This is a genomic window from Pseudoalteromonas sp. SG41-1 (genome assembly GCF_014164575.1).
Taxonomy (GTDB): Bacteria; Pseudomonadota; Gammaproteobacteria; order Enterobacterales; family Alteromonadaceae; genus Pseudoalteromonas; species Pseudoalteromonas rhizosphaerae.
The window spans coordinates 129395-137768 of the sequence record NZ_JACJFL010000008.1; the positions used below are offsets into that span (position 1 = coordinate 129395).

The 8374-nt window shown below is 40.8% G+C and carries 5 protein-coding genes; 2 read left to right on the forward strand and 3 right to left on the reverse strand.

Annotated elements, in window-relative coordinates:
* Nucleotides 1–136 precede the first annotated feature (136 nt).
* On the forward strand, nucleotides 137–3031 hold the full coding sequence (gene rapA / locus H5203_RS07760; protein ID WP_182778366.1) for an RNA polymerase-associated protein RapA: 2895 nt from the start codon (nucleotides 137–139) through the stop codon (nucleotides 3029–3031).
* Between the two features lie 705 nt (nucleotides 3032–3736).
* On the opposite strand, the gene H5203_RS07765 is transcribed toward rapA, so the two are convergent.
* Both H5203_RS07765 and H5203_RS07770 read right to left on the reverse strand, forming a co-directional pair.
* The gene (locus H5203_RS07765) at nucleotides 3737–4426 is read right to left on the reverse strand and encodes a tRNA-uridine aminocarboxypropyltransferase (protein WP_145234820.1); all 690 of its coding nucleotides are present in this window, start codon (nucleotides 4424–4426) and stop codon (nucleotides 3737–3739) included.
* A gap of 177 nt (nucleotides 4427–4603) precedes the next feature.
* Complete coding sequence (locus tag H5203_RS07770; RefSeq protein WP_145234818.1) at nucleotides 4604–5173, reverse strand: TetR/AcrR family transcriptional regulator; 570 nt, start codon at nucleotides 5171–5173, stop codon at nucleotides 4604–4606.
* A gap of 87 nt (nucleotides 5174–5260) precedes the next feature.
* Between H5203_RS07770 and H5203_RS07775 the strand changes: the two genes are divergently transcribed.
* Nucleotides 5261–5797, forward strand: coding sequence for a dihydrofolate reductase family protein (locus tag H5203_RS07775; RefSeq protein ID WP_182731324.1), 537 nt, complete (start codon nucleotides 5261–5263; stop codon nucleotides 5795–5797).
* Nucleotides 5798–5944: 147 nt separating this feature from the next.
* Here H5203_RS07775 and H5203_RS07780 read toward each other — a convergent pair whose 3' ends face one another.
* A complete protein-coding gene (locus H5203_RS07780; RefSeq protein WP_182734547.1) occupies nucleotides 5945–7816 on the reverse strand; it encodes a methyl-accepting chemotaxis protein in 1872 nt (623 codons plus the stop codon).
* Between the last annotated feature and the right edge of the window lie 558 nt (nucleotides 7817–8374).

Genomic DNA, 8374 nt, shown 5'->3' on the forward strand with positions numbered 1-8374 from the left:
TTAATCCTTATTGCAGCAGCTTTAATAGGAATAATTCACAGTTATTAAATTAATTAAAAGTCAGCTGGTTCGTGCCTTGCAGTGGTGTTAGGTAACAGGTAACATAGCCGCCTTTTTCTTCATAGACGAGACATACATGAATTTTTCCTTAGGTCAGCGTTGGATCAGTGATACAGAGTCAGATTTAGGATTAGGCACAGTGGTTGCCCTTGAGGGCCGTCAGGTCAGCATTTTATTTCCCGCCAGTGGCGAAAACCGTGTTTACTCAATGCTAGAAGCACCGGTTACCCGTGTGGCATTTAATCCTGGTGATGTGATCAAAAGCGTTGAAGAATGGGAACTTGAAGTCGAGTCAATTGAACCTATCGGTGATTTACTTTGTTATCACGGCACTCGTATTGATAACGGTGAAAAAGCACAATTAAAAGAAACGTTTTTAGATCACTTCATCAAATTTAATAAACCACAAGACCGCTTATTTGCCGGTCAAGTTGACCGTTTTGATCGCTATACATTGCGCTATCAAACATGGCAACACCAGTTTGAACGCCAACAATCACCTATTAAGGGTTTGATTGGTCAGCGCGCAAGCTTAATTCCGCATCAGCTTTATATTGCACAAGAGGTCGGTAAACGGTTTGCTCCTCGAGTATTATTGTCTGATGAAGTAGGCCTTGGTAAAACCATTGAAGCAGGGATGATTTTACATCAACAAATTATCAGTGGTCGCGCAAGCCGAGTGCTCATCGTAGTGCCGGAGAACTTGCAGCATCAGTGGTTAGTTGAAATGCTGCGTCGCTTTAATTTACACTTTTCAATTTTTGATGAAGAGCGTTGCGATGAAGCATTTGCCGACTCACCAAATGTATTCGACACTGAACAGTTAGTACTAACTAGCCTTGAGTTTTTAACCAAGAAAAAACGCTGGTTTGAACAAGCAACAATGGCTGATTGGGATTTACTGATTGTTGATGAAGCGCATCATTTAAGTATTACCAACGGTAAACCAAGCACTGAATATCAACGTATGGCTGAGCTTAGCCAAGATATTCCAGGGCTGATACTATTAACAGCAACACCGGATCAACTTGGTCACCGCAGCCACTTTGCGCGCCTACAGTTACTCGATCCTGATCGCTTTTATGACTACGATGCCTTTGTTGCTGAAGAAAGTAACTATAAGCATGTGGCAGAGGCTGCTAATCAATTATTACAACAGCAAGCCCTTGATGACAACGCCAAAGCCACGCTAATTGAGCTGTTAAAAGAAACCGACATCAGTAAGGTGCTTGAACAAGCGCAAAATGGCGATGCAGCGGCCCGTAAAGAGATTTTGGCGATGTTATTAGATCGCCATGGCACAGGCCGTATTTTGTTTAGAAATAGCCGTAGCGGCATTGACGGCTACCCTAGTCGCAAACTACACGCCTACCCGATGGCGATGCCGAAACAATATAAAACGGCAATTTCAGTATTGGGCAATATGAGCGGCATTAAAAATGCAGAGCTTAGCGCGCAACGCGCCCTATTCCCTGAAAAAATATTCCAAGAGTTTGAAGGCGAAAGCGCTAGCTGGGGACAATTTGATCCTCGCGTAGAATGGTTGATCGACACCCTAAAAACCCTTAAACGCGAAAAAGTCCTGCTTATTTGTGCTAAAGCCGAAACCGCTATCAGCCTTGAGCAAATCCTGCGTGAACGCGAAGCGATTAAAGCCTCAGTGTTCCATGAAGGCATGACAATTATTGAGCGAGATCGCGCCGCCGCATTCTTTGCTGATGAATACGACAATGCACAAATATTATTGTGCTCTGAAATTGGTTCAGAAGGTCGTAACTTCCAATTTGCTCATCACTTAGTGTTATTTGATTTACCACTGAACCCAGATTTACTTGAGCAACGTATTGGTCGCCTTGACCGTATTGGCCAAACTCAAGATATCAACATCCATGTACCGTACTTTGAAAACAGCGCACAAGAAGTATTACTGCGTTGGTATAACGAAGGCTTAGATGCCTTTGAAACCACCTCAAGCACCGGACAACTTTTGTATAAAGAGTTTAAAGATGAGCTACTTGAGTTTATTGCCGCCCATAACTGTGATGAAGACGAGCTAGAGCCATTACTAGAGCAAGTAGCCGGTCAAAACGCAGTCCTGCGTAAACAAATGGAAAGCGGGCGTGACCGTTTGCTTGAGTTACACTCATCAGGCCAAGGTGCAGCAGACTCGCTGGTTGTTGATATTGAAAAACTAGACAACCAGTTTGAACTACCAAGTTATATGATCAACGTGTTTGATACCTTTGGCGTTAGCCAAGAAGACAAAGGTGAAAATACTATTATCTTAAAGCCAACTGAGCATATGCTAAATCCGTCATTCCCAAGTTTAAAAGATGACGGCATGACAGTCACATTTGACCGTGACACAGCACTGGCACAAGAAGATGTGCATTTCATCAGCTGGGATCACCCTATGGTGCAAGGCACCTTAGACATGATCTGTGATGATGACTTTGGTACTGCGTCAGTCGCATTACTTAAAAACAAAAAATTACCACCAGGCACCTTTTTTGTTGAGCTAATTTACGTAGCAGCAGCCATGGCACCAAAAGCGCTGCAAGTTGGCCGCTTTTTACCGCCGACGCCGATTCGTATTTTGCTCGACAAAGCCAGTAATAACCTAGGCGATAATGTAGGTTTTGATGGCTTTAATCAGCAGCTTTCTGCGGTAGGCCGTCAAACAGCCAGTAAACTTGCTGGAGCACTACAAAGTGCGATTCACCCAATGCTTAAAACAGCACAAGAAATGGCGCAAACTAAGTTAGAAGTCATTCGCACTGCGGCGCTTGAGCAAATGCAACAATCGCTCAGTGAAGAGCAGGCGCGTTTAGCTGCTTTAAAACAGATAAACCCAAATATTCGTGAAGAAGAGCTTACCTTCTACGACAAGCAACGCACTGAACTAACAACTTATATTGGCAAAGCCCAGCTGCAACTAGATGCCATTCGCTTAATTGTGGTATCACATTGATTTGAGAGCTGAGCTTTAAGTTATAAGCTGTAAGTTTTAAGTTTAAAAAAGCGCGGTGTATTAAGTTACAGCGCGCTTTTTTATTACATGTTACGCTGAAAACCCACGCCAACAAGATATTGCCCATTCGTAGCAGCGATTTTATATCGCGACAGAGGTTGTTTCGAGGCTGAATTTTATCCGGTATTTACACTTTGCATTTACGCGCGGTAAACCCGCGCCTACAAAATACTGCCCATTCGTAGCAGCGATTTTATATCGCGACAGAGGTTGTTTCGAGGCTGAATTTTATCCCGTATTTACACTTTGCATTTACGCGCGGTAAACCCGCGCCTACAAGATATTACAAATTTGTAGCAGCGATTTTATATCGCGACAGGAGTTGTTTCGCGGCTAATTTTACCCCGAGCTTACACTTTTCATTTGCGCGGGGTAAACCACCCACGCCTACATATTGGTAGCAGCGAGTTTAACTCGCGATAAAGCCCATTATTTACCACTGAGGGCACAAAGGCGCTTCGCGCTACACAGAGAAACCAAAGTAAAAAATCACTTATTTCTTCTCTGTGTTCTCGGTGGTGAATTCATCACTGAACGAACTTTAATCTAATTGCGCGGGGTAAACCCGCGCCTACGAGATATTGCACATCCCGTAGCAGCGATTTTATATCGCGATTTTTCGAGGTACAACATGGGGAAACCAAATTACTCAGGTCTGCCTTTATTGCGCTTACCTAATAAATACGCATCGCGAAACTTCATAAAATGCTGTTCAAGCTTAGTTGCTGCATCAACCTCCCCAGCTAGTGCTAAAACCATAATGGCCACTTCAGCGGTGCCAAGTTGGTGTGCGTGAGGGGCTACACGTAAGCGATAATCTGACAGTTTTTCTGCGGTAATTGAGAGGACTGGCAACTCGTCTAAATACGGGCTTTTGCGGATCATTTTTTTCGCTTCACGCCATGTGCCATCTAAAAAGATAAACAAGGGACGTTTATTAGACTGGTGTTGTACATCAGTAATAACGCGTGCGGTATCTTCAACATCTGTAGCAGGAAAGATCACCATAGGTTGATATTGCGGGTCATTTAATAAGGCTAATAGTTTATCGTCAGGATCAGTCCTGTCCCAACGAAAAGCATGATTATCAGGAATAATTTCAGCAATTAATCGCCCTGTATTAGAGGGTTTAAAACTCTCGTTGTGATACATAAGTAAGCATACCGCCGCCTTACTATCAGCCGGCTCCACACCGTCACAAATACAGTAATGTTTCGCGATTAAGCATCGTTCACAGCGATCCATTTTACCGCCACGGGCATTAAACTCACGACGAGACTCACTAATTTGTTGAGCGCGTAAAACCAGTACTGAATTACTTGAGGTATTAGTCACTACGATTACCTATAAATTGATCGGCGCGTATTGTAGCTAAAATCAAAATGAATTGATATCTGCTATCAAAACGTTGCCCCTCTGTTTTAAGCGCCAAGTAAAAGTACTTACTAACTAAATATTATGGCAGTTAAACAATTAAAGGGCTCCAATCAAAAATAAACTGTTATCAATAAATTACTGGTTACTCATGCTCAATGAAGCATTGATTCCAGCAAATATAATATCAAGCGATCCATCAACATCATCAACTGTTAATTGAGCTGTACTATCACAACTCATCGACATAGAAAAACCATGTAAATAATCAGCAAGTAAATTTAGTGAAGCCTTTTCTGCTGATACTTCCAGATTTAAATCCTTTGTAATTATTTTAAATCTATCAATAAAAACGTTAGCTGGGCTTGTAGAATTCATAGACAACAATGTTTGCAGCAAACCATCATATTTACTTAAAAGTGCAACATAGCTTTTTGAGAGCTTTCGTAACTCTACCTCCCACTCTAAATCATTCTTAGGTATATACATCTCAAAAATTAGAGATGTTGTTAGCTCTTCTAACAGCACGTTTTTATTTTTAAAATAATAATATATTGCCATTGCATCTACATGAAGCTCTGCCGACAAAGATCGAATACTCGGTATCTTACCGCTAGTTAACATCAGTTTTTTAGCCGTTTTTATTATTTCCTCACCGCTTAATACCTTTGATTCTTTTTGCGGCCGGCCTCTTTTTTTAACCGTCATAACCCTGCCTAATTTATTGAAGTTTACAAAAATATTCTACAGTGTAGAATATTTGATATTAATATAGAGTCAACATAAGAGACAACTATGGCTAATTTAGCATTTATAGCAACAAGTTTGGATGGCTACATTGCAGATAAAAATAATGAAATTGATTGGTTATATTCAATCCCCAACCCTAATAATTTAGATATGGGATTTGTTAAGCATATGCAAAGTATTGATGCCTTAGTTATGGGCCGCAACACATTTGAATTAGTGTTAACGCTAGAATGTGAATGGCCATATTCAAAGCCTGTATTTGTTTTAAGTAATACCCTAAGCAGTGTGCCAGCAAGCTGTGAAGGTAAATTTTCTATAGTAAAAGGTGATTTACGAGAGTTAACTACAAAACTTCAAGATGATGGCTATAAAAATTTATATATAGATGGCGGTGTGACAATTCAAAACTTCCTAAAAGATGATCTGATAGACGAAATGATAATTACCACAATTCCTGTTTTATTAGGTGCTGGTATTTCGTTATTTGGTCAGCTGAAAGATACTCTCGAATTTCGATGCATAAAGTCTGAAGTATTCCCTCATGGTATTAGTCAAAGTCATTTTAAAAGACACAGAATATAATTTAAAACAGTTAAAATTCCTTTCCTCCTCCCCTCTCAAGTTAATATTTTAATTTACGATTGAGTAAGTCTGTAGGGAGAAACCCCCTCATACAAACTTACTCAATTTTGATTAGCTGGTATTCAGCCTCAAAGCAAAAATGTCACATTACAGAATAAAGGTAGCAACTTTTTCGTTTAAGTCAGTTGCGCGATCTTTAAGCATTTTGGCTTGACTTAAATGAGTCATCGCCGACGAAGTGATTTCATCAGTGACATCTTTTATCGCGACCGTGTTTCTGGTTATCTCATTTGTTACTTGAGTTTGCTCCTCGGCTGCAACGGCAATTTGTCCCGCCATATCGGAGATCTCATTCACTGCTTGAGTAATCTCTTCTAAAGCTTGTGCTGCGGCGTTGACATCGTGAACACTATTATTAGCTAAACTTTTACTGCTATCCATCAAGCTAACCGCTTTTTTAGTGGTATTTTGCAACGTTTCAATCGTGGTATAAATCTCTGCAGTAGAGTTTTGAGTTCGATGTGATAACACCCGAACTTCGTCTGCGACAACTGCAAAACCACGGCCTTGCTCGCCGGCACGCGCCGCTTCAATCGCAGCATTTAATGCTAGTAAATTAGTTTGCTCTGCAATCTCCTGAATCGTCGTTAAAATACTTGAGATTGCTTGTGCATGCAGGCTCAGCTCACTGATCACAACTGTGGTTTCATCAATTTCTGATGCCAATGAGTTAATCGTGGTTCTGGTTTTATCAACTAAGCTTTTCCCCTGAATACTGCTTTGCGCCGACTGCTGGGATGCGGCAGCGGTATTTTCAGCGTTAGCTGCAATTTCATGAGTAGCACTGGACATCTCTGTAACTGCGGTAGCAACCATTGTAACTTCTTGCTGTTGGCGCTGTAGTTCATTAACGCTTGATTGATTGGTTAACAGACTTTTCTCTGCATCTGAGTCTAGATCAGTCGCTAGTTGACGAATATGACTGATCAGCTGATGTTGACTACTTACAAAACTATTAAAGCTATCAGCTAACATGCCGACTTCGTCTTGGCTGTCGACTGTAATACGCTGAGTTAAATCACCATTGCCTGCAGCAATACGAGATAACGCTTGCGACACGCGACTTAGTGGCCCTAGTAGCAAACTTAACAACCAAGAAATAGATAATACACTAATGATCAGTGCTAACGTTGCCAGTCCTAACTGGGTGACCATCAAGCTTACTAATGGTGCCTCTAACGTTTGTTTGTCGAGTACAAAAACTAGCTGCCAATCTGTATTTTGGATTTTTTCCCCCCAAAGTAGCTTATCCCGAGCTTCAGTTTCAAAATAAACAGGCGTAAGTTGGCCTGTTTGGCTACTTGATTCGATTAGTCGGCTGCTTAATTTAGTCTCAATATTGGTAATTTTACCCATCAATTTACTTGAGTCTTTATAGGCGATCACAGTACCGTCTTCATGCATCATGATGGCATAACCGTTTGCCGGTAGAGACATATTGCTAACGCTATCGACAATACTCGCAATTGACACATCACCGCCAACCACACCATTGCGCACTGGATGAGCTATGGTAACGACCAATAGATTAAAGGCCACATCCAAATAAGGCTTGGTAATTATGCTGCTACGAGCTTGTTGTGACTGCTGATACCAAGGACGTGTTCTAGGATCATAACCTGAGCGGTCAATACTGGGATCAGAGTCCACCATCAGCCCGTCGCGGTTACCAAAATAGGTTAATTGAAAATCGCCAGATATCTGTGCTTGCTGCAATGCATTAAGCGTATCACCTTCGACTTTAGTGGCGACAGAAGCGATCACTCGCTGACGATCGGTTAACCATGCTTCGATACGCGCGGCTTGCTGTTTACCTGCTTGCCTCACACTATCAACACTGTTTTGCAGTAACAACGCTTTTTGCGTGGAGTAGCTATACCATGACAATAATACAACAACAATTACGAGGGCGAGAACAACCGATAATAATATTTTTTTCTTTAGTGAATATGAATTCATATTGAGTGCTAATACTGACTTTAATTAAATTGAAATACGGATATAAATACAGCTTGGGGTTAGCTTAATTTAGAGTATGAATTGAGAGACAATTCTCAATCTTGTTCTATTTTCGCATACAAGATTTAAATAATAAATTAAAATCAAAGATTTAAGAGAATATAAAAAGAAGCATTATTAATTCAATGTAAAACTTAAATTAATAACCTAACGAGTGTAAATAAATAGCACGGTATAAATACTGCACGTATATTATTATTTAAAATAATTGTAACGCCTAGTCATTATATTAAATTAAGCAAAAGTAATAAGCCGTGACGACGGAGCAGTCACCCTGTATGAAATCCATATTATAGCTCTACTTTTCTGATCATCATCTGTGAAAGGGTTTAACACAGGGCAAGAGCATGAAAAAAGGCTATGATTTCAATACCTTTTCAAGGTAATCTGTACTGCGCATAGCTTTTTTCTGTTTTGCGGGCATGCCTTTATTAAAGCTTGTTTCTGCTTTTAGCTGATTAAATGCGATGTGTCTCAGCCCCGCAAATACAGGTGCTG

What these genes read in the sequence shown, in the direction of transcription:
- rapA (WP_182778366.1), top strand. Translation starts at nt 137, where the DNA reads ATGAATTTTTCCTTAGGTCAGCGTTGGATCAGTGATACAGAGTCAGAT.
- H5203_RS07770 (WP_145234818.1), bottom strand. Translation starts at nt 5,173, where the DNA reads ATGACGGTTAAAAAAAGAGGCCGGCCGCAAAAAGAATCAAAGGTATTA.
- H5203_RS07775 (WP_182731324.1), top strand. Translation starts at nt 5,261, where the DNA reads ATGGCTAATTTAGCATTTATAGCAACAAGTTTGGATGGCTACATTGCA.
- H5203_RS07780 (WP_182734547.1), bottom strand. Translation starts at nt 7,816, where the DNA reads ATGAATTCATATTCACTAAAGAAAAAAATATTATTATCGGTTGTTCTC.